The 18306-nt window shown below is 73.2% G+C and carries 18 protein-coding genes and 1 tRNA gene; 7 read left to right on the forward strand and 12 right to left on the reverse strand.

Going from position 1 to position 18306, the window contains the following annotated elements:
- Nucleotides 1–139 precede the first annotated feature (139 nt).
- Both ACQ614_RS15470 and ACQ614_RS15475 read left to right on the forward strand, forming a co-directional pair.
- Nucleotides 140–1639 carry an MFS transporter gene (locus tag ACQ614_RS15470; protein WP_431679142.1) on the forward strand — a complete coding sequence of 500 codons (1500 nt, stop codon included), beginning with the start codon at nucleotides 140–142 and terminating at the stop codon, nucleotides 1637–1639.
- A gap of 185 nt (nucleotides 1640–1824) precedes the next feature.
- The gene (locus tag ACQ614_RS15475; protein ID WP_431679144.1) at nucleotides 1825–2541 is read left to right on the forward strand and encodes a hypothetical protein; all 717 of its coding nucleotides are present in this window, start codon (nucleotides 1825–1827) and stop codon (nucleotides 2539–2541) included.
- A gap of 111 nt (nucleotides 2542–2652) precedes the next feature.
- On the opposite strand, the gene ACQ614_RS15480 is transcribed toward ACQ614_RS15475, so the two are convergent.
- Nucleotides 2653–2733, reverse strand: a tRNA-Tyr gene (locus ACQ614_RS15480).
- Between the two features lie 213 nt (nucleotides 2734–2946).
- On the opposite strand from ACQ614_RS15480, the gene ACQ614_RS15485 reads away from it, so the two are divergent.
- Nucleotides 2947–3435, forward strand: coding sequence for a YajQ family cyclic di-GMP-binding protein (locus tag ACQ614_RS15485; RefSeq protein WP_431679146.1), 489 nt, complete (start codon nucleotides 2947–2949; stop codon nucleotides 3433–3435).
- Between the two features lie 125 nt (nucleotides 3436–3560).
- Here the strand turns inward: ACQ614_RS15485 and ACQ614_RS15490 are convergent, their stop codons facing one another.
- Nucleotides 3561–4037, reverse strand: a complete 477-nt coding sequence (locus tag ACQ614_RS15490; RefSeq protein ID WP_431679147.1) for a hypothetical protein — start codon at nucleotides 4035–4037, stop codon at nucleotides 3561–3563.
- A 77-nt stretch (nucleotides 4038–4114) separates the two neighbouring features.
- Between ACQ614_RS15490 and mug the strand changes: the two genes are divergently transcribed.
- The gene (mug, locus tag ACQ614_RS15495; protein WP_431679149.1) at nucleotides 4115–4723 is read left to right on the forward strand and encodes a G/U mismatch-specific DNA glycosylase; all 609 of its coding nucleotides are present in this window, start codon (nucleotides 4115–4117) and stop codon (nucleotides 4721–4723) included.
- Here mug and ACQ614_RS15500 read toward each other — a convergent pair.
- Entirely contained in the window at nucleotides 4612–5634 is a 1023-nt protein-coding gene (locus tag ACQ614_RS15500) for a LysR family transcriptional regulator (protein ID WP_431679150.1), read from the reverse strand. The genes mug and ACQ614_RS15500 overlap by 112 nt on opposite strands.
- A gap of 137 nt (nucleotides 5635–5771) precedes the next feature.
- Here ACQ614_RS15500 and ACQ614_RS15505 point away from each other — a divergent pair, with 137 nt between their 5' ends.
- Nucleotides 5772–6770 carry an NADP-dependent oxidoreductase gene (locus ACQ614_RS15505; RefSeq protein ID WP_431679151.1) on the forward strand — a complete coding sequence of 333 codons (999 nt, stop codon included), beginning with the start codon at nucleotides 5772–5774 and terminating at the stop codon, nucleotides 6768–6770.
- Between the two features lie 7 nt (nucleotides 6771–6777).
- On the opposite strand, the gene ACQ614_RS15510 is transcribed toward ACQ614_RS15505, so the two are convergent.
- The 3 genes from ACQ614_RS15510 to ACQ614_RS15520 form a co-directional block, all read right to left on the reverse strand.
- On the reverse strand, nucleotides 6778–7302 hold the full coding sequence (locus tag ACQ614_RS15510; RefSeq protein ID WP_431679153.1) for a YbaK/EbsC family protein: 525 nt from the start codon (nucleotides 7300–7302) through the stop codon (nucleotides 6778–6780).
- 131 nt (nucleotides 7303–7433) lie between these two features.
- On the reverse strand, nucleotides 7434–8363 hold the full coding sequence (locus ACQ614_RS15515; protein ID WP_431679155.1) for a squalene/phytoene synthase family protein: 930 nt from the start codon (nucleotides 8361–8363) through the stop codon (nucleotides 7434–7436).
- A 93-nt stretch (nucleotides 8364–8456) separates the two neighbouring features.
- Nucleotides 8457–8858 carry a YccF domain-containing protein gene (locus ACQ614_RS15520; RefSeq protein WP_431679156.1) on the reverse strand — a complete coding sequence of 134 codons (402 nt, stop codon included), beginning with the start codon at nucleotides 8856–8858 and terminating at the stop codon, nucleotides 8457–8459.
- A gap of 177 nt (nucleotides 8859–9035) precedes the next feature.
- Here ACQ614_RS15520 and ACQ614_RS15525 point away from each other — a divergent pair, with 177 nt between their 5' ends.
- Both ACQ614_RS15525 and ACQ614_RS15530 read left to right on the forward strand, forming a co-directional pair.
- Nucleotides 9036–9521, forward strand: a complete 486-nt coding sequence (locus ACQ614_RS15525; protein ID WP_431679157.1) for a cation:proton antiporter regulatory subunit — start codon at nucleotides 9036–9038, stop codon at nucleotides 9519–9521.
- A gap of 4 nt (nucleotides 9522–9525) precedes the next feature.
- Nucleotides 9526–10797, forward strand: coding sequence for a cation:proton antiporter (locus ACQ614_RS15530; protein ID WP_431679158.1), 1272 nt, complete (start codon nucleotides 9526–9528; stop codon nucleotides 10795–10797).
- Nucleotides 10798–10804: 7 nt separating this feature from the next.
- On the opposite strand, the gene ACQ614_RS15535 is transcribed toward ACQ614_RS15530, so the two are convergent.
- From ACQ614_RS15535 to ACQ614_RS15560, 6 genes are all read right to left on the reverse strand, one after another.
- Nucleotides 10805–11767 (reverse strand): hypothetical protein, encoded by a 963-nt coding sequence (locus ACQ614_RS15535; RefSeq protein ID WP_431679159.1) that lies wholly within the window; start codon nucleotides 11765–11767, stop codon nucleotides 10805–10807.
- A 66-nt stretch (nucleotides 11768–11833) separates the two neighbouring features.
- Nucleotides 11834–13132 carry an RNA polymerase sigma factor gene (locus ACQ614_RS15540; RefSeq protein WP_431679160.1) on the reverse strand — a complete coding sequence of 433 codons (1299 nt, stop codon included), beginning with the start codon at nucleotides 13130–13132 and terminating at the stop codon, nucleotides 11834–11836.
- A gap of 71 nt (nucleotides 13133–13203) precedes the next feature.
- Nucleotides 13204–13632 carry a YciI family protein gene (locus tag ACQ614_RS15545; RefSeq protein WP_431679161.1) on the reverse strand — a complete coding sequence of 143 codons (429 nt, stop codon included), beginning with the start codon at nucleotides 13630–13632 and terminating at the stop codon, nucleotides 13204–13206.
- A gap of 115 nt (nucleotides 13633–13747) precedes the next feature.
- Nucleotides 13748–15466: an aa3-type cytochrome oxidase subunit I gene (gene ctaD, locus ACQ614_RS15550; RefSeq protein WP_431679162.1), complete on the reverse strand. Its 1719-nt coding sequence runs from the start codon at nucleotides 15464–15466 to the stop codon at nucleotides 13748–13750.
- Nucleotides 15467–15763: 297 nt separating this feature from the next.
- The gene (htpX, locus tag ACQ614_RS15555; RefSeq protein ID WP_431679164.1) at nucleotides 15764–16621 is read right to left on the reverse strand and encodes a zinc metalloprotease HtpX; all 858 of its coding nucleotides are present in this window, start codon (nucleotides 16619–16621) and stop codon (nucleotides 15764–15766) included.
- 127 nt (nucleotides 16622–16748) lie between these two features.
- Nucleotides 16749–18266: an NADH-quinone oxidoreductase subunit N gene (locus ACQ614_RS15560; protein WP_431679165.1), complete on the reverse strand. Its 1518-nt coding sequence runs from the start codon at nucleotides 18264–18266 to the stop codon at nucleotides 16749–16751.
- Between the last annotated feature and the right edge of the window lie 40 nt (nucleotides 18267–18306).

Raw genomic sequence — 18306 nt, forward strand, 5'->3', positions numbered from 1 at the left:
GGCTCCCCTTCCTTCCTGTTCCCTCCTGCGTACAGCGTTCGCATCCAGCGTACAGGAATGGGGGTTGCGCACACCGTCCCCATCTGCGTACGGTGTTCGCAACGCCGGAACAGTGTGCGCAACTCGAAGGGAAGAACCCATGGAAGCCCGCAATCCACGCCGCTGGTGGATCCTGCTCGTGCTGTGCCTGAGCACGCTGGTCCTGGTCGTCGACAGCATGGCGCTGACCGTCGCGGTGCCCTCGATGACCGCCGACATCGGCGCGAGCGCCCAGGACACCCAATGGATCCTCGACTCCTACGTCCTGGTCTTCGCCGGACTGCTGCTCACCTCGGGCAGCCTCGGCGACCGGTTCGGCCGGCGGAAGGTCATGATCATCGGCCTGCTGCTGTTCGGCGCGGCCTCACTGGCGGCGACCTTCTGCACCAGCCCCGGCGAGGTGATCGCCTCCCGGATCGCGATGGGCATCGGCGGCGCGCTGATCATGCCCTCCACACTGTCGATCCTCATCACCGTCTTCGACGAGGAGGAGCGCAGCAAGGCGATGGCCGCCTGGGGTTCGGTGTCGATGCTCGGCCTGGTCGGCAGCCCCGTGCTCGGCGGCGTGCTGATCGACCACTTCTCCTGGCACTCGATCTTCTTCATCAACGTCCCGGTCGTCGTGCTGGCCGTCGTCGCGGGGCTCACCCTGATGCCGGAGTCGAAGGGCCCGTGGCAGAAGCCCGACCCGCTGGGTGCGGTGCTGTCCGCGGTCGGCATGACCGCCCTGATCTGGTGGATCATCGAGATCCCGCAGCACGGCGCGTTCGGCGGCCGTTCGGCGGTCACCCTGGCGATCGCGGTCGCCACCCTGGTGGGCTTCGTGGTCTGGGAGAACGTCACCGCCTCGCCGATGGTGCCGCTGGCGCTCTTCAAGCACCGCAACTTCAGCGGCGGTTCGCTCTCGCTGACGCTCCTGCAGATCGGCAACGGCGGCCTGCTGCTGGTGCTCACCCAGTACCTGCAGTTCGTGCTGGACTACACGCCGGTCGAGGCGGGCCTCGCCTTCGTGCCGCTCGCGATCACCGCACTGATCGGCAACGGTGCCGGGGCCAAGCTCGCCACGAAGATCGGCAACCGCCTGCTGGTACTGGCCGGCATGCTCGCCATGGCCGCCTCCTTCGCCCTGCTGACCACCGTCTCGGCGGACACCGACTTCGCCGTCCCGGCGATCGCACTCGGGCTGCTGGGCCTCGGTGCGGGGCTGGCGATGCCGGCCGCGGTCGGCGCACTGATGGGCACCATCCCGGCGGAGAAGGCCGGCGTGGGCTCGGCCCTGAACGACACCATCCAGCAGGCCGGCACCGCCCTCGGCATCGCCATCCTCGGCTCGCTGCTCTCCAGCGGCTTCGCCCGGGAGATGCCCGCCGACGCACCGGAGACCGCCAAGCACTCCGTCGCCGAGGCCCTGGCCGTCGCAGGGGGCGACACCGGCCTGGCGCACGCCGCCCGCGAGGCGTTCACCACCGCGATGTCGACCACCTTCACCATCAGCGCGATCGGTGTCCTGGCCGCCGCCCTGCTCGCCACCGTGGTCATGCGCGACACCCGGCCCGAGCCCGCCACCGCCCCGGCCGGCGAACCCGAACTCGTCGTCTGACCCCCTTACCCGCCCACGACGCCACGAGGCCGGCGCCCCACCCGGGGACGCCGGCCTCCGGGCATGGCCGAGCAGCCCCGGTGCGTGTAAGTTGAACGCGTTCAAAACGATCGGGCCGCCCCTGGAGGGCGGCACCGGAACGGGGTCTGCGCGTGCCGTGCCGCAGGTCGAACAGGGGGAGAGTCATGAGGATGTACAAGGCCGCGGTCGCCGTCGCGTTGCTCACGGCCTGCGCGTGCCAGGGCCCGGACGCGCGGCCCGCACCGGACGACGCGGCCGGGCGCGGCTCCGCGGACCCGGCCGCCGCCCGCGCTCTCGTCGATACCGCGGCCGAGAACGGTCGCACCGCGGGCTCCGTCACGGCCGGCTTCCGCGCCCTGGTGATGGGGCAGCCGACCCGGGGGACGGTCACCGTGGACCGGGACGGCCGCTGCGTCGGGTCCATCGAGGCGGCGAAGCTGGGCAGGATGCGGATCCTCATGGACGGGACACGCGCCTGGATCAAGGGCGACGAACACCTCTGGGGCCCCCGCGCAGCGGCCCTGATCAAGGACCGCTACGTCGGCGGACCCGCCACCGCCGAGCCCTTCACCTCGCTGGGCATCTTCTGCCTGGCCGCCCAGGCGGCCATCACCGGCGGCATTGACACCGCCGACCTGACCGAGCGGGGCGACACCGAGGCCGGCGGCATCCGGACGGTCTCCTTCACCGGCGCCGACGGCTCCACCTTGGAGATCGCCGCCACCCGCCACCCGCACATCACCCGCGTCACCTCGGGCCCGGACGGCGAACCCCGGGTCTGGCTGTTCCGCCACTACGGATGGCCGGTGGACCTCACCCCGCCCCCGGCCGACGAGACGGTCGACCTCACGGCGGTGCTCCGGCCAGACGACGGGCAGTAGCGCCGGGCCGAGAGAAATGACGTGCTGCCACCCGGCACGGACCACCCGCCCGGAACACGAAGAAGGGCCCCGACCGGCGCTTCGCCAGTCGAGACCCTTCTTTACATCCTGTGGCTGGTGCAGGGTTCGAACCTGCGTAGCTTGCGCGACAGATTTACAGTCTGCTCCCTTTGGCCGCTCGGGCAACCAGCCAGGATCTTGTCTCGCGGGGCGCTGCCCCGTTCGACGCGGTAAACAATACCTGATGGATGGGGGTGGTTCGCCACTCGGTTGCCGGGGGTGTGATCGCGGGGCCGGGGCGGCGGACGGGGGCGGGGCGGGGCCGCGCTGGATAGGCTGGGGCGGCGCCCGTGCCGTACGGCCGGGCGGTGACCGTGCAGTCAGTACCCAAGGAGACCAACACCCATGGCCGACTCCAGTTTCGACATCGTCTCGAAGGTCGAGTGGCAGGAGGTCGACAACGCGATCAACCAGACCTCCCGCGAGATCGCCACGCGCTTCGACTTCAAGAACGTCGGCGCCGAGATCAGCCGGTCTGGCAACAAGATCGAGATGAAGGCGAACGGCGAGGAGCGGGTCAAGGCGATCCTGGACGTCCTGCAGAGCAAGTTCATCAAGCGCGGGCTCTCGCTGAAGGCCCTGGACGCCGCCGACCCCCAGCTGTCCGGCAAGGAGTACAAGATCTTCGCGGACGTCAAGGAGGGCATCACCACCGACGACGCCAAGAAGGTCGCCAAGATCATCCGCGACGAGGGCCCGAAGGGCGTCAAGGCGCAGGTCCAGGGCGACGAGCTGCGCGTCAGCTCCAAGAGCCGCGACGACCTGCAGACCGTCCAGGCCCTGCTCAAGGGCAAGGACCTCGAGTTCGCGATCCAGTTCGTCAACTACCGCTGATCACCGCGACCGGGCTGCGCCGAGCGGCGCCCGCCGGGTCGTGAACGCCGCGGGGCCCCGGACCGCACCGGTCCGGGGCCCCACGGCGATCGCGGCTGCGCCCGGGGCGCGGCCGCCCGAGGGCGTCAGGCCCGCAGCCAGTCCGCCGAGCGGCGCCGCCGACCGAGGCCCACCGCGTCGAACTCGTCGAAGCTCCCGCCCTCGACGGCGGCCCCCAGCCGGCGCAGCGCCTGCGAGATGGGGCTGCCCTCGGCGGGCAGCGGTTCGCCCTCCTCCTTCCGGAGCGGGCCGAGCTCGATCCGGCCGTGCACCCAGACGGCGGCCTGCTGGGTCCCGCTGCCGCCGAAGTAGTCGGCCTCGGCGTAGGCGATGGGCCCGGCCTGGGACCACGCCTCCAGGCGGCGGCCGAATCCTGCGGGGAAGCGCGTGAAGCCCGGCTCGACACGGTCGCCCGGGACGTCCAGGACGGCGTGCAGCCGCTCGGTCATCGGGATCAGCGCCAGCCCCTGCGCCAGTCGCGCCACCTGCGCGACCGGCACTTCGGCCGCCACCACGTCCAGCAGTTCGGCGGTGGCGAGCAGAGCGTTGAGTTCGTATGACATTCCGTCATTCTGCGCTGCTCAGCACCATCGGGTCAGCCGAATATTCGAACTGACTATCCATCGGTCAGGATGGAGGGATGACGACTCCGTTCCGGCGGCCGACGGCCGACGAGCTGGCGGCCGCCCACGGCACGACGATTCCGGACGTGGCGGCGCCGGGCCTGCGGGTGCTGTTCTGCGGGATCAATCCGGGGCTGTGGTCCGGCGCGACGGGCCGCCACTTCGCCCGGCCGGGCAACCGCTTCTGGCCCGCGCTGCACCGCTCCGGGTTCACGCCGCGGCAGCTGCGGCCGGACGAGCAGCAGGAGCTGCTCGCGTACCGGCTCGGCATCACCAATGTGGTGGCCCGCACCACCGCGCGGGCCGACGAGCTGACCGCGGCGGAGTACCGGGAGGGCGGCGCGGCCCTGGTCGGCCGGGTCACCGCGCTGCGGCCGCGGGTGCTGGCGGTGCTCGGGATCGGCGCCTACCGGGCGGCGTTCGGGCGCCCGAAGGCCGCCGTCGGCCCGCAGTCCGAGGGCATCGGTGCGACCCAGGTGTGGGTGCTGCCCAACCCGAGCGGGCTCAACGCGCACTACACCCCGGAGGCGATCGCCGCCGAGTTCCGCCGGCTGCGCGAGGCCGTCGAAGCGGCCGAGGCGGCGGAAGGGGCCGCGGGCGGGGGCGACGACGGCGCTCCGGGCTGAACGGGTGTCAGACCGTCCGGCAGCGGCGCCGACCGGAGTCCGCGGATCAGCGCGCGGACGGCGGCCGTCCGCGCCAGCGCGGGCGTGGTCACGTACCCGACCAGCCGGCTCGGGGCGTCCGGGCCGAGGTCGGTGACGGCGAGCCCGGGCGGGGCGCCGAGCAGGCTGAGCCGGGGCACCACGGCCATGCCGATGCCCTGGGCGACCAGGGAGAGCATCACCGTGTCGTCCTCCACCCGGATCGTGGCGGGCGGCAGCCAGTCCTGCCGGCTCCACCAGCTCCTGGTGTAGGAGCCGCAGTTCTCGTCCCAGTCGACCAGCGGGAGCTCCCGGGGGCGGGCCCGGCCCGCCGGGTGGGCGAGGGCGTACGTCTCCTCGAAGAGCGGCACGACCAGCAGCCCGGGCGGGACGGCGGCGGCGGGGTCGACGGTGGCGAGCCCGAGGTCGGCACGGCCGTCCGCGACCTCGCCCGCGGTGCCGCGGCCCACCTCCCGGACGATCCGCACCTGCGGGGCGAGCCCCGGATGCCGGGCGGTGAGCCGGGCCAGCACGGCGGGCAGCCAGTGGGCGGCGACGCTCCGGAAGGCGGCGACCACCGGACGGCCGGTGAGTTCGCCCCCCGACGCCTCCCGGACCTCGGCCGGCATGGCCGCGAGCAGCCGGAGCACCTGCCGGGCGTGGCCGGCGGCCCGCTCGCCGGCCGGGGTGGGGCGCGCACCGTGCCGTCCACGCTCGAAGAGCACCGCCCCGAGCTTGCCCTCCACCGTGCGGACGGCGTGCGAGACGGCGGACTGGGTGAGACCGAGCGCCTCCGCGGCGGCGGTGAAGCTGCGTTCCCGGTCGACGGCGACGAGGACGCGCAGTTCGTGCGGGGCGAGGTCGGTGTCGCGGCGCGGCGCTCCGTCGGTCATCGGGCCACCCTACCGCCCTTCCATGAGCAGGATTCATGGAAGGGCCTCCTTCCATCGACGGCGGCCCCTGCCCGGCCCCGGCCCGGCTGCCTACGGTGATCTCGTCCCCGCCGAGAGCACCCGTCAGGAGCACCGCCATGTCCCGCACCCCCACTGCCTACAGCGCCGTCCACCAGGTCGCCCGGCCGACCGGCATGCCGGTCGCCGAGGACTTCGCCTTCGTCACCGGCACCCTGCCCGCCACCGGCGAGGGCGAGGCGCTGGTGGAGAACCTGCTGCTCTCCGTCGACCCGTACATGCGGGAGGAGATGGACGGCGGCTGGGAGCTGAACGCACCGCTGGAGGGCCGGTCGGTCGGCCGGGTGGTGGAGTCCCGCACGCCCGCGCTGACCGTCGGCGACCTGGTGTTCCACCGCCGCGGGTGGCGCACGCACGCCCTGGTCACCGCGGACGAGGCCCGGGTGCTGCCCGACCTGGCGGGCGTCCCGCTCAGTGCCCACCTGGGGCTGCTCGGCGGCACCGGGCTGAGCGCGTACGTCGGCCTCACCCGGGTCGCCCGGCTGCAGCCCGGCGAGGACCTCTTCGTGTCCGCGGCCGCGGGCGGCGTGGGCAGTGCGGCCGGCCGGATCGCCCGGCTGCTCGGCGTCGGACGGCTGGTCGGCAGCGCGGGCTCCCCCGCCAAGGTCGCCCACCTCACCGAGCACCTCGGCTACGACGCGGCCTTCGACCACCACGACGAGCCGATCGGCGACCTGCTGCGCAAGGCCGCCCCGGACGGGATCGACGTGTACTTCGACAACGTCGGCGGCACCCACCTGGAGGGGGCGATCGAGGTGCTCCGCGACCACGGCCGGATCGCCTGGTGCGGCGCGGTGGCCCAGTACAACAGCGCCGAACCGCCGGCCGCACCGCGCAACCTCTACGACGTCGTCGGCAAGAGCCTGCGGCTGGAGGGCTTCCTGGTGCGCAACCACCTCGCGGTGCGCGACGAGCTGTACGACTTCCTCGTCCCGCACCTGCGCTCAGGTCGGGTTCACTCGGACGAGACCCTGGCCGAGGGCTTCGACCGGGTGGTCGCGGCCTTCCTCGGCATGCTGCAGGGCGCGAACACCGGCAAGACGCTGGTCCGGGTCTGAATCCTCCTCAGCCGCCCGCGACCGGGGCCGGCTCGCCGCCGGTGAGGCGCAGCAGCTCCTGGTAGGTCAGCGGGAAGACGGTGTGCGGGTGCCCGGCCGCCGCCCACAGCACCGGGTGCGCGGCCAGGGCGGTGTCGACCACCGTGCGCAGCGGTGCCGGGTGACCGGCCGGGGCGACGCCGCCGATCGCCTGGCCGGTGGCGGTGCGTACCTGCTGTGCCGAGGCGCGGCCGATCGGGCCGGTGCCGAGGTGCTCCGCGAGGAAGGCGGTGTCCACCCGGTGCGACCCGCTGGTCATCACCAGCAGCGGCTCTCCGTCGCAGACGAAGACCAGGCTGTTGGCGATCGCGCCGACCTCGCAGCCGAGTGCGGACGCGGCCTCGGCGGCCGTCCGCGCGGAGTCCGGCAGCACCCGGACGGCTCCGCCGATGCCCGCGGCGGCGAGGGCCGCGACGACCGGACGGCTGCGCTCGGGCAGGGCGGCCGGGTCCGCGGACGGGGCGGACGGGTCGATGGACGGGGTCGCGGTCATGGGGCTCCTCGGGCAGGGACGGCGGCCGATCCGGACGGAGCCGCCAGCCTGACCCGCGGACGCAAGGGTTGTCCAACCGATTCGCGCGCCGTCGGACGTGCCCTTCCGTGGCCCGCACGGTTCCCTGCGCCCTATCGGGGCTCGCCGTGCCCGTGCGGCCGGTGCCGTTCGCGGTGGGCGCGGGCGAGGATGCGGAGGGGGGCCAGCAGGCCGTAGCCGACGTCGCGGCGCAGGGCGGCGGCGCCGGCCCGTTCCACGGCGGTGAGCTGGTGGGCCATCAGCTCGGTCATGGTGCGGCCGACGGCGCGCAGGCCCGGGTCGGCGTGGTCGACCACGTCCGCGGCCGCGTCGAGGGCGGTGCGGGCGCGGTGGCACTGGTCGGTGAGCAGGGCGCGGACGCCGGCGGTGTCCCTGGCCTGCGTCAGGTCGTCGGGGGTGACGCCGTGTTCGGCGAGGCGTTCCCGGGGGATGCAGAGCCGTCCGGCGGCGAGGTCGCCGGCGAGGTCGGCGAGGAAGTCCACCCGTTGGGCGGCGTCGACGAACCGGCGCCAGGCCCGGGTCTGTTCCTCGTCGGGGCCGCCGCGGTACTGGAGGCCGGTGAAGACCAGGATGCCGGGCAGTGCGTAGGCGTCGAGGTAGTCCTGGTAGTCCTGCTCCGTCCCGAAGCCGGTGAATCCGGCCTCGGCGGTGGCGGCTCCGGCGAGGAAGGCGTGCACCCAGCGCCCGGGGAGGGCACGGGTCCGGACCGCGTGGGCGTAGGCGCGGAGCACCGGGTCCCCGCTGCGGCCGGTGTCCAGCGCCCCGGCCGTGCGATCGGCCAGCTCCTTGAGCCCGTCGGCGCGCTGCTGCGGCGTGCCGTTCTCGGCGATGTCGTCGACGAGGTTCATGAAGGCGAGGCCGCTGACCAGGTACGGCACGAGGGCCGGTGCGGCGAGCAGCCGCAGTGCGAGGTACGGGGCCTGTTCGCGGCGCAGGACGCGGCGGGCGGCGGCGGTGTAGTCGGCCCGGAGCGGTTCCCCGGTGACGGCGGCGGCGGTCAGGGTGGTGCGCCAGGTGGGCACGGCGGCGGGGTCTCCTCCGGGCGGGCGTTCAGGACCCGGCCACCGTACCGAGCGGGCGGCCCGCCCTGTCCCGGCAGGCTCCCCGGACCGGGGTCACCAGCCGGCGAAGCGCTCGTCGGTGCTGACGACCTCGCGGCCGAGGGGGGCGAGCGAGATCGGGATCATCTTGAGGTTCGCCCAGCCGAAGGGGATGCCGATGATCGACAGGAACAGCGGGATGCTGGTCAGGAAGTGCGCGATCGCGAGCCACCAGCCGGCGAACACCAGCCAGATCACGTTGCCGATGCAGGAGGCGGGCCCGGCGTCGGGCCTGTCCACCGTGGTGCGGCCGAACGGCCAGAGGATGTAGCCGGCGATCCGGAACGAGGCGATGCCGAACGGGATCGTGATGATCAGGATGAAGCAGATGATCCCGGCCACCGCGTAGCCGATCGCCATCCAGATGCCGCAGAAGAGCAGCCACAGGACGTTGAGGATGAGTTCGATCACCTTCATGCCGTCCAGCCTCCCATGCGGTGCTCGGACCGGCCATCGAAACGGCGCACGGCCGCGACCGGTACCCCAGGGGGGTACACGGACAATCTGCTTTACCTTTTCATTACCATAGGGACGCCGCCCCTTCCGCGCCTCCGGCACCTCCTGCCCGGGCGCGCTGACGAGAGGACAGACGACGTGCCCATTCCGCGAGTCCGGACGACCAGCCTGCCCGGTGTGGGCATCCAGTACGACCTGACGACCCGAGAACAGCGCCACCTCTCCGTGATCGCCCACCGCGACGGCTCCCGCAGCCTGAACGTGTACCGCGCCGACGACCCCGACGCCTGCGCCCACGCCCTGCACCTGACCGCGGACGAGTCGACGGCCCTGGTGGACGCGCTGATGCCCGCTCACCACAGCCCGGGCCTGCTGCACACCACCGACCTCGGCCTGGTCGCCGAGCGCATCCCGCTCGGCGGCACCTCGTACTGGAACGGCCGGGTGCTCGGCGACACCCGGATGCGCACCGCCACCGGCGTCTCCATCGTCGCCGTGCTGCGCCGCACCGGCGCGGTGCCCTCGCCCGGCCCGGACTTCCGGCTGGCCGGCGGGGACACCCTGATCGTCATCGGCACCCGCGAGGGCGTGGACGCCGCCGCCGCAATTCTGGGACGGGAGTGATCGGGTGCACACCGCCACCGTCTTCATCGAGCTCGGCGCCGTCGTCCTGGTCCTGGGCCTGCTCGGCCGGATAGCCGGCCGGTACGGCTTCTCCCCCATCCCCCTCTACCTGCTCGGCGGCCTGGCCTTCGGCCACGGCGGCCTGCTGCCGCTCAGCTCCAGCGAGGAGTTCGTGGCGACCGGCGCCGAGATCGGCGTCGTGCTGCTGCTGCTCATGCTCGGCCTGGAGTACACCGCCGCGGACCTGGTGACCAACCTCAAGCAGCAGTACCCGGCCGGGGCGGTGGACTTCGTGCTCAACGCCCTGCCGGGTGCCGCCGCCGGCCTGCTGCTGGGCTGGGGCCCGGTGGCCGCCGTGGTGCTGGCCGGCGTCACCTGGATCTCCTCCTCCGGGGTGATCGCCAAGGTGCTCGGCGACCTCGGCCGGCTCGGCAACCGGGAGACCCCGGTCATCCTCAGCATCCTGGTGCTGGAGGACCTGTCGATGGCCGTCTACCTGCCGATCCTCACCGCGCTGCTGGCCGGAGCCGGCCTGGTCGCGGGCAGCATCACGCTGGCGATCGCGCTGGCCACCGCGGGCGCCGTGCTGTTCGTCGCGCTCCGCTACGGGCGGCTGATCTCGAAGTTCGTCTCGCACGACGACCCGGAGAAACTGCTGCTGGTCGTCTTCGGGCTGACCCTGCTGGTCGCCGGCATCGCGCAGCAGCTGCAGGTCTCGGCGGCGGTCGGCGCCTTCCTGGTCGGCATCGCCCTCTCCGGGGAGGCCGCCGAGGGCGCCCACACGCTGCTCAGCCCGCTGCGGGACCTCTTCGCGGCGGTGTTCTTCGTCTTCTTCGGCCTGAGCACCGATCCGACGTCCATCCCGCCGGTGCTGCTGCCCGCGCTGGCGCTGGCGGTCGTCACCGCCCTGACCAAGATCGCCACCGGGTACTGGGCGGCCCGCCGGGCCGGGGTCGGCGTCCGCGGCCGGTGGCGGGCGGGCGGCGCGCTGGTCGCCCGCGGCGAGTTCTCCATCGTCATCGCCGGGCTGGCGGTGACCGCCGGCATCGAGCCGGACCTCGGCCCGCTGGCCACCGCCTACGTGCTGATCCTGGTCGTGGTCGGCCCGCTGGCCGCGCGCTGGACGCAGCCCGCGGCGGGACGCCTGGGCGCGCTGCGCTCCAGGCGCCGGGTGCCCGTCCGGCAGCGGCGCGGCGCCGACGGAGCGGCTCCGGCCGGGGCCGCCGAGCGGACCGCGGAGGACGGCGAACAGGCCGCCGCCCCCGCGCAGTCCTGATCCGGGCTCAGGCCCGCTCCGGACCGCCGGACTTCCGCTCGATCTCCGGCGGGCCCGCAGCGTGCGGCACACCGCCGGCCGGCAGCTCGGGGCCCGGCCCCGCCACGCGCGGCAGCGTGTCGGCTGGGTCGGGCCCCGCCCCGTCGAGAGGCCCGTCGAGAGGCCCGTCGAGAGGTTCGTCCAGAGGCCGCCCCCCGGGCTCGTCCAGGGGCTCGGCCCGCAGGGCCCGCAGGCGCTCCCGCAGCCGGTCGGAGGTGGCGCGCAGCCGCTGGGCCCGCTCGGCGCGGGTGCCGGCCGGGTCGACCTCCACCACCGGTACGCCGTGGGCCTCGGCGGTGGCCACCAGGCTCTTCGCGGCGAGCGGGAGCGAGGCGAGCGCAGCGGCGGCGAACAGGCCGCCGCCGAGCTTCCGCGGCCTGCCCAGCAGACCGCGGTGGACGAGCTCGCAGGGCAGCAGCCGCTCCTCCCGCCCGGCCTCCTCGGCCGCCTCCACGGCGGCCAGGGCGAGGGTCAGCAGCCCCTCGGCCGCCTTGGTGACGACCCACTTGCGGCCGGGCAGCGGCGGCAGGAACTCCCGGATGCGGTCGACCTCCTTGTCGACGACCACGTCGGGCAGCAGGTCGAGCGTGGAGTGCAGCCGGAGTTCCTGCACCTTCGCCCAGTCGACGTCCTCGCCGTCGAAGCCGACCTTCTCCGGCCCGAAGGAGACCTGGCCGAAGCCGTCCAGCTGGTGCAGCAGCCACACCGCGGGCCCGGGGACGCGCGGGTGGCGGCCGATCAGGGCGGCGATCGACACCTCCCAGTCCTCGACGGCCGGCGCCTCGGGCGGCGGGAGGGCGGCGAGCGCCCGGCGCACCCAGTCGCCCTCGCCGACCACGTTGCGTGCCTTGACCCGGCCCGTACGGGCGGCCGAGCCGATCGCCTCCCCGGCCCGGCGGCCGATCCCCTGCGCGGTGTCGCGCACCCCCATGTCCCGCTCCCCCTCCGCCCGGTGATGTCGGGTGACATCCGGTCCAGTCTGCCCGAGCGGCCCACGTCAGCCGTCCCGCCCGGTGGACGCCGCCCGGCTGCTGTCCGCCGCACGGCCGAGCAGGACGGAACGTTCGCGTTCGTTGCGGGTCAGGCCGGCGGCGCGGGTGAACTCGGCGGCCGCCTCGGTGTGCCGGCCGAGCCTGGCGAGCAGGTCGCCGCGGACGGAGGGCAGCAGGTGGTAACCCTGCAGGGCGGGCTCGGCCGCGAGGGTGTCGACCAGGTCGAGGCCGGTCTCCGGGCCGAAGGCCATGCCCAGGGCGACCGCCCGGTTGAGTTCGACCACCGGGGAGGGGCTGCGCGCGGCCAGCGCGGTGTACAGCGCCGCGATCCGGACCCAGTCGGTCTGCCCGGCGGTGCCGGCGCGGGCGTGGCAGGCGGCGATGGCGGCCTGCAGCGCGTACGGGCCGGGCGGGGTGCCGCGCTCGGCGGCGAGCGCCTCGGCGCGGCCGAGGGCGCCGAGGCCGCGGTGGATCAGCAGGCGGTCCCAGCGGCTGCGGTCCTGGTCGAGCAGCAGGACAGGTTCACCGTTCGGGCCGGTGCGGGCGCGAGTGCGGGAGGCCTGAATCTCCAGCAGGGCGATCAGGCCGTGCACCTCCGGCTCGTCCGGCATCAGCCCGGCGAGGACCCGGCCGAGCCGCATGGCCTCCTCGCAGAGCGCGGGGCGCATCCAGTCGTCCCCGGCGGTGGCGGCGTACCCCTCGTTGAAGACCAGGTAGACGACCTCCAGCACCGAGGCCAGCCGCGGCGCGAGCTCCTCGCCCTGCGGCACCTCGAACGGCACGTCGGCCCGGGCGAGGGTGCGCTTGGCCCGGACGATCCGCTGGGCGACGGTGGCCTCGGGCACCAGGAAGGCGCGGGCGATCTCGTCGGTGGACAGGCCGCCGAGCAGCCGCAGGGTGAGCGCCACCCTGGCCTCGGTGGAGAGCACCGGGTGGCAGGCGGTGAAGACCAGCCGGAGCAGGTCGTCCTCGATCTCCTCGGCGAGGACGGCCTGCTCCGGGTGCGGGCCCTGCGGCGGATCGGTCTCCAGCTGGTGGCCGACCAGGCGGAGCTTCTCGGCGAGGCTCGCCTCGCGGCGGATGCGGTCGACGGCGCGCCGCCGGGCGGTGACGGTGAGCCAGGCGCCCGGGTTGTCGGGCACCCCGGTCCCGGGCCACTGCTCCAGGGCGGCGACCAGGGCGTCCTGGGCGAGTTCCTCGGCGAGGCCGATGTCACGGACCAGCCGGGCCAGCCCGGCGATGATCCGGGCCGATTCGATCCGCCAGACCGCCTCGATCGCGCGGTGGGTGTCGCGTGCCGTCACAACACCCCATCACAGCAGTCCGGGGCCGCCCGCGGCCAGCGCGGCGCGGCCCCGGACGGGCCGGGACGGGGTCAGCCGGTGATCGGCTTCTGGTGCTCGTCCCGCCAGGCCTGCTCCTTGGCGGCGTTCTCGGGGCTGAGGAGCTCGGGCGGGAAGTCGGAGGCCTCGAAGACCTTGCGGAGCTCCAGCACGGCGCCGTCCTCGAACGGGGCGCGGCCCGCCCACTCCAGTGCCTCCTCGCGGGAGCTGACGTCGAGCACCCAGTAGCCGGCGATGAGCTCCTTGCTCTCGGCGAACGGCCCGTCGGTGACGGTGGCCTTCCCTCCCTTGAAGGTGAGCCGGGCGCCGTTGGAGCTGGGGTGCAGGCCGTCGGCGGCGAGCATGATGCCGGCCTTGATCAGCTCCTCGTTGTACCGGCTCATCGCGTCCAGGGCCTCCTTGGTCGGCATCACGCCTGCCTCGGAGTCCTCGTTGGCCTTGACGATCAGCATGAAGCGCATGGTGCTGTCTCCCTCGGTGTCGGGCTCCGCCGGGCGGGCCGGGCGCCGGTCGTTCCGGCTTCCATCCGTGCGTCGATCGGCCGGTGCCCGGATCGACACGGCGGCCGAAGATTTTTCAGTGGCGTTCGCGGCGGGGTTCGACGGCGTTCTGCAGGCGGTCCCACTCGGCGATGTCGGGGTGGTGCAGGTCGAAGGCGGGGCTCTCCGAGCGGATCCGCGGCAGTGCGGCGAAGTTGTGCCGCGGCGGCGGGCAGGAGGTCGCCCACTCCAGCGAGCGGCCGTAGCCCCACGGGTCGTCCTCGGCGACCTTCTGCCCGTACTTCGCGGTCTTCCACACGTTGTAGAGGAACGGCAGGACGGACAGGCCGAGCAGGAAGGAGCCGACGGTGGAGACGCTGTTCAGCGTGGTGAAACCGTCCGAGGCCAGGTAGTCGGCGTAGCGGCGGGGCATGCCCTCGGCGCCGAGCCAGTGCTGGACGAGGAAGGTGGTGTGGAAGCCGACGAACAGCGTCCAGAAGCAGATCTTGCCGAGCTGTTCGTCGAGCATCTTGCCGGTCATCTTGGGCCACCAGAAGTGGAAGCCGGCGAACATCGCGAAGACGACGGTGCCGAAGACCACGTAGTGGAAGTGGGCGACGACGAAGTACGAGTCGGAGACGTGGAAGTCGACCGGCGGCGAGGCCAGCAGGACACCGGTGAGGCCGCCGAAGAGGAAGGTGACCAGGAAGCCGATGCTCCACAGCATCGGGGTCTCGAAGCTGAGCGAGCCGCGCCACATGGTGCCGATCCAGTTGAAGAACTTTACGCCCGTCGGCACCGCGATGAGCAGCGTCATGAACGAGAAGAAGGGCAGCAGCACCTGCCCGGAGACGAACATGTGGTGCGCCCAGACCGTGACCGAGAGCCCGGTGATGGCGATGGTGGCGGCGATCAGGCCCGTGTAGCCGAAGATCGGTTTGCGGCTGAACACCGGGAAGATCTCGGTGACGATGCCGAAGAACGGCAGGGCGATGATGTACACCTCGGGGTGGCCGAAGAACCAGAAGAGGTGCTGCCAGAGGATCGGGCCGCCGTTGGCCGGGTCGAAGACGTGCGCGCCGAACTTGCGGTCGGCCTCCAGGGCGAACAGCGTGGCGGCCAGCACCGGGAACGCGAAGAGCACCAGGATGCTGGTGAAGAGGACGTTCCAGACGAAGATCGACATCCGGAAGACCGTCATGCCGGGCGCCCGCAGGCAGGCGATGGTGGTGATGAAGTTGACCGCGCCGACGATGGTCCCGAAACCGGAGAGCGCCAGGCCCATGATCCACATGTCGCCGCCGATGCCGGGCGAGCGGATCACTCCGGAGAGCGGCGTGTAGGCGAACCAGCCGAAGTCGGCGGCGCCGTCCGGGGTGAGGAAGCTGCCGATCACGATGATCGAGCCGAACAGGTAGAACCAGTAGGCCAGCGCATTGAGCCGGGGGAAGGCGACGTCCGGCGAGCCGATCTGCAGCGGCATGATCCAGTTGGCGAAGCCGGCGAACAGCGGGGTCGCGAACATCAGCAGCATGATCGTGCCGTGCATGGTGAACAGCTGGTTGTACTGCTCGTTCGAGACGATCTGGGTGCCCGGCTCGGCCAGCTCGGCCCGCATCACCAGGGCCATCACGCCGCCGAACAGGAAGAAGGCGAACGAGGTGGTCATGTAGAGCGTGCCGATCTTCTTGTGATCGGTGGTCGTCAGCCAGCCCACCAGGGCCCGTCCGAAGCCGCCGCGGCGGGCGGCGCCGGAGCTTCGGCGGGGTTCGCGCGGCGGGGGCCGGTGCTCGGTGTCGGTCGGGAGAATCGTCACTGCACCACTCCTCCGCGTCTGGCCCACCGGCCGTCCAACGGGTAACCGGCCCATCAGTACCAGGCCGCCCCGCGGTCACGTGGAGGCGCGCCGGGACACGCGGCGGTGTCACCCGCTTCGCTTAGGACGTGGGGATCACCCGGGGGCGCGGGGAACTGCGCGATTCGGATGCGGGCCACCGTAAAGATCATGGGTTGACCCGTGCCGTAGTGACGGCCGCACCCGGACTGCGCAGTTCTCCCCCAGCCTTCGGCCGGGAGGTGCCCCCACGCGCCCCTGAATTGACCGCCCTCCCCCTCAGCGCCCGGCCATGCGCTCCAGGCGGGAGATGCGCTCGCGCATCGGGGGGTGGGTGGAGAAGAGCTTGGTGCCGAACTCGCCGGGGCGGAACGGGTTGGCGATCATCATGTGGCTGGCGGTCTCCAGCTGCGGCTCGGGGGGCAGCGGCAGGCGCTGGGTGCCGGCCTCCAGCTTGCGGAGGGCACTGGCCAGGGCGAGCGGGTCGCCGGTGATGCGGGCGCCGTCGGCGTCGGCCTGGTACTCGCGGGAGCGGCTCACCGCGAGCTGGATCAGCGCGGCGGCGATCGGCCCGAGGACGATGATGAACAGCATGCCGACCAGGCCGGGGCCCTCGTCGTCGTCGCTGCGGCCGATCGGGATCAGCCAGGCGAAGTTGACCAGGAACATCACCACGGAGGCCAGGGCGCCGGCGACCGAGGAGATCAGGATGTCCCGGTTGTAGACGTGGCTGAGCTCGTGGCCGAGGACACCGCGCAGCTCCCGCTCGTCGAGCAGCTGCAGGATGCCGTCGGTGCAGCAGACCGCGGCGTTGCGCGGGTTGCGGCCGGTGGCGAAGGCGTTGGGTGCCGGGGTCGGCGAGATGTACAGCCTGGGCATCGGCTGGCGGGCCGAGGTGGAGAGCTCCCGGACGATCCGGTACAGCTGCGGGGCCTCGATCTCGCTCACCGGGCGGGCCCGCATCGCCCTCAGGGCGAGCTTGTCGCTGTTCCAGTACGCGTAGGCGTTGGTGAGGATCGCGATCACCAGGGCGACCAGCAGGCCGGTGCGGCCGAAGAAGCTGCCGATCAGGAGGATCAGCGCCGACAGGCCGCCGAGAAGTACGGCCGTCCTCAACCCGTTGTGCTGGCGGTGCACGGCTGGCCCTCCGTGGTGGTGCGGTGGGGAGCCCGGTGGCGGCACCCTCGTGGGAATCAACGGAAGGATGCCGGTCGTTCGTTCCCCGGCGCACGCCGGGCGGTCCGCCCGGGTGCACCTCGGAGGGTCAGAAGAGGCTGCCGCCGACCACCTGCAGGACCAGCTGCGGAGCCACCGAGAGCACCACCGCGCCGCAGCCGGTGAGGGCCAGGGCGGCCGCCAGCGGGCCGGGGGTGCGGGCCGCGCGGACCTCGGCCGCGTCGCCCGCGGGGGCGAACAGCCGGGCCGTCCACAGCAGGTAGTAGTAGAGGGCGATCACCACGTTGACCGCCATCACCACGGCCAGCCAGCCGAGCTTGGCGTCGACGGCGGCCTGGAAGACCACGACCTTGCCGAACAGGCCGATCACGCCGGGCGGCAGGCCGGCCAGGCAGAGCAGGAAGAAGGCCATCGCCAGGGCGCTCCAGCGGCCGCGGGCGAACAGACCGCGGTGGTCGTCCAGCCGGGTGCCGGCGGTGCGGGCCACCGCGCCGACCACGCCGAAGGCGCCGAGGTTCACCACGCCGTAGATCAGCGCGTAGGCGACGGTGGCGCCCAGCGGCTGCGGTGTGCCCCGGTAGCCGGCGGCGGCCAGCGGGACGAGCAGGTAGCCGGCCTGGGCCACCGAGGACCAGGCGAGCATCCGCACCGCGCTGTGCGGGGTGTCGCCGCGCTGCCGCAGGGCGGCCACGTTGCCGGCCGTCATGGTGAGCGCGGCCAGCACCGCGAGCACCAGGCCCCAGGTGTCCCCGTACGGGTGGAAGGCGATGGAGGTGACCAGGGCGAGGCCGGCCAGGCCGGCCGCCTTGCCGACCACCGAGAGGTAGCCGGCGACCGGGATCGGTGCGCTGGTGTAGGTGTCGGGCAGCCAGAAGTGGAACGGCACCGCCGCGACCTTGAAGGCGAAGCCGACCATGGTGAGCACGGCGCCCGCCTCGGCCAGCGGCTTCAGCTGCCCCGGCACGCGGGCCAGCCCCTCGGCGATCGGCACGAGGTGGATCGAGCCGGTCGCGGCGTACACGAAGCCGACGCCGAGCAGCATGACGGCGGTGGCGGTGACCGAGGAGAGGAAGAACTTCATCGCGCCCTCGGCGCCCCGGCCGTCACGGCGCAGCGCGACCAGCGCGAAGGCCGGGAGCGAGGCGACCTCCAGCGCGATGATCAGGGTCGCCAGGTCGCGCGAGGCGGGCAGCAGGGCGGCGCCGGCGGCGCTGCTCAGCAGCAGGAACCAGTACTCGCCGCCGGGCAGCTTCTCCTCGTCGACGGTGTGCAGCGACAGCAGGACGGCGATCAGTGCGCCGCCGAGCGCGAGCAGCTGGAAGGCCAGCGCGAAGTTGTCGGCGGTGTAGCTGCACGCCCCGCCCGCGGCCTTCAGGCAGAAGGTCGAGCGGGCGTCGCCGCGCACCAGCGGCAGCAGCGAGGCCAGCGCGAGCACCAGGCCCGCGGCCGAGGCCCAGCCCAGGACGCGCTTCCGGCCGGCCGGCAGGAAGAGGTCCGCGACCAGCACGGCGAGTGCGGCGAGCGCCGCGACCAGCGGCGGCGCGACGGCCACCCAGTCGACGGACTGGATGAGGCCGCCGGGGTCGGCGACGGCGATTGGGTTCATGGCGGGCTGCCCCAGGGGAGGAGATCCGAGCGGGGTGCTG

Origin of the sequence: Kitasatospora dryopteridis (assembly GCF_050749075.1) — a bacterium.
GTDB lineage: Bacteria > Actinomycetota > Actinomycetes > Streptomycetales > Streptomycetaceae > Kitasatospora.

What these genes read in the sequence shown, in the direction of transcription:
- ACQ614_RS15470 (WP_431679142.1), top strand. Translation starts at nt 140, where the DNA reads ATGGAAGCCCGCAATCCACGCCGCTGGTGGATCCTGCTCGTGCTGTGC.
- ACQ614_RS15520 (WP_431679156.1), bottom strand. Translation starts at nt 8,858, where the DNA reads ATGAAGGTGATCGAACTCATCCTCAACGTCCTGTGGCTGCTCTTCTGC.
- ACQ614_RS15510 (WP_431679153.1), bottom strand. Translation starts at nt 7,302, where the DNA reads ATGACCGCGACCCCGTCCATCGACCCGTCCGCCCCGTCCGCGGACCCG.
- ACQ614_RS15560 (WP_431679165.1), bottom strand. Translation starts at nt 18,266, where the DNA reads ATGAACCCAATCGCCGTCGCCGACCCCGGCGGCCTCATCCAGTCCGTC.
- ACQ614_RS15545 (WP_431679161.1), bottom strand. Translation starts at nt 13,632, where the DNA reads ATGCGCTTCATGCTGATCGTCAAGGCCAACGAGGACTCCGAGGCAGGC.
- ACQ614_RS15485 (WP_431679146.1), top strand. Translation starts at nt 2,947, where the DNA reads ATGGCCGACTCCAGTTTCGACATCGTCTCGAAGGTCGAGTGGCAGGAG.
- ACQ614_RS15535 (WP_431679159.1), bottom strand. Translation starts at nt 11,767, where the DNA reads ATGGGGGTGCGCGACACCGCGCAGGGGATCGGCCGCCGGGCCGGGGAG.
- ACQ614_RS15475 (WP_431679144.1), top strand. Translation starts at nt 1,825, where the DNA reads ATGAGGATGTACAAGGCCGCGGTCGCCGTCGCGTTGCTCACGGCCTGC.
- ACQ614_RS15500 (WP_431679150.1), bottom strand. Translation starts at nt 5,634, where the DNA reads ATGACCGACGGAGCGCCGCGCCGCGACACCGACCTCGCCCCGCACGAA.
- ACQ614_RS15490 (WP_431679147.1), bottom strand. Translation starts at nt 4,037, where the DNA reads ATGTCATACGAACTCAACGCTCTGCTCGCCACCGCCGAACTGCTGGAC.
- ACQ614_RS15505 (WP_431679151.1), top strand. Translation starts at nt 5,772, where the DNA reads ATGTCCCGCACCCCCACTGCCTACAGCGCCGTCCACCAGGTCGCCCGG.
- mug (WP_431679149.1), top strand. Translation starts at nt 4,115, where the DNA reads ATGACGACTCCGTTCCGGCGGCCGACGGCCGACGAGCTGGCGGCCGCC.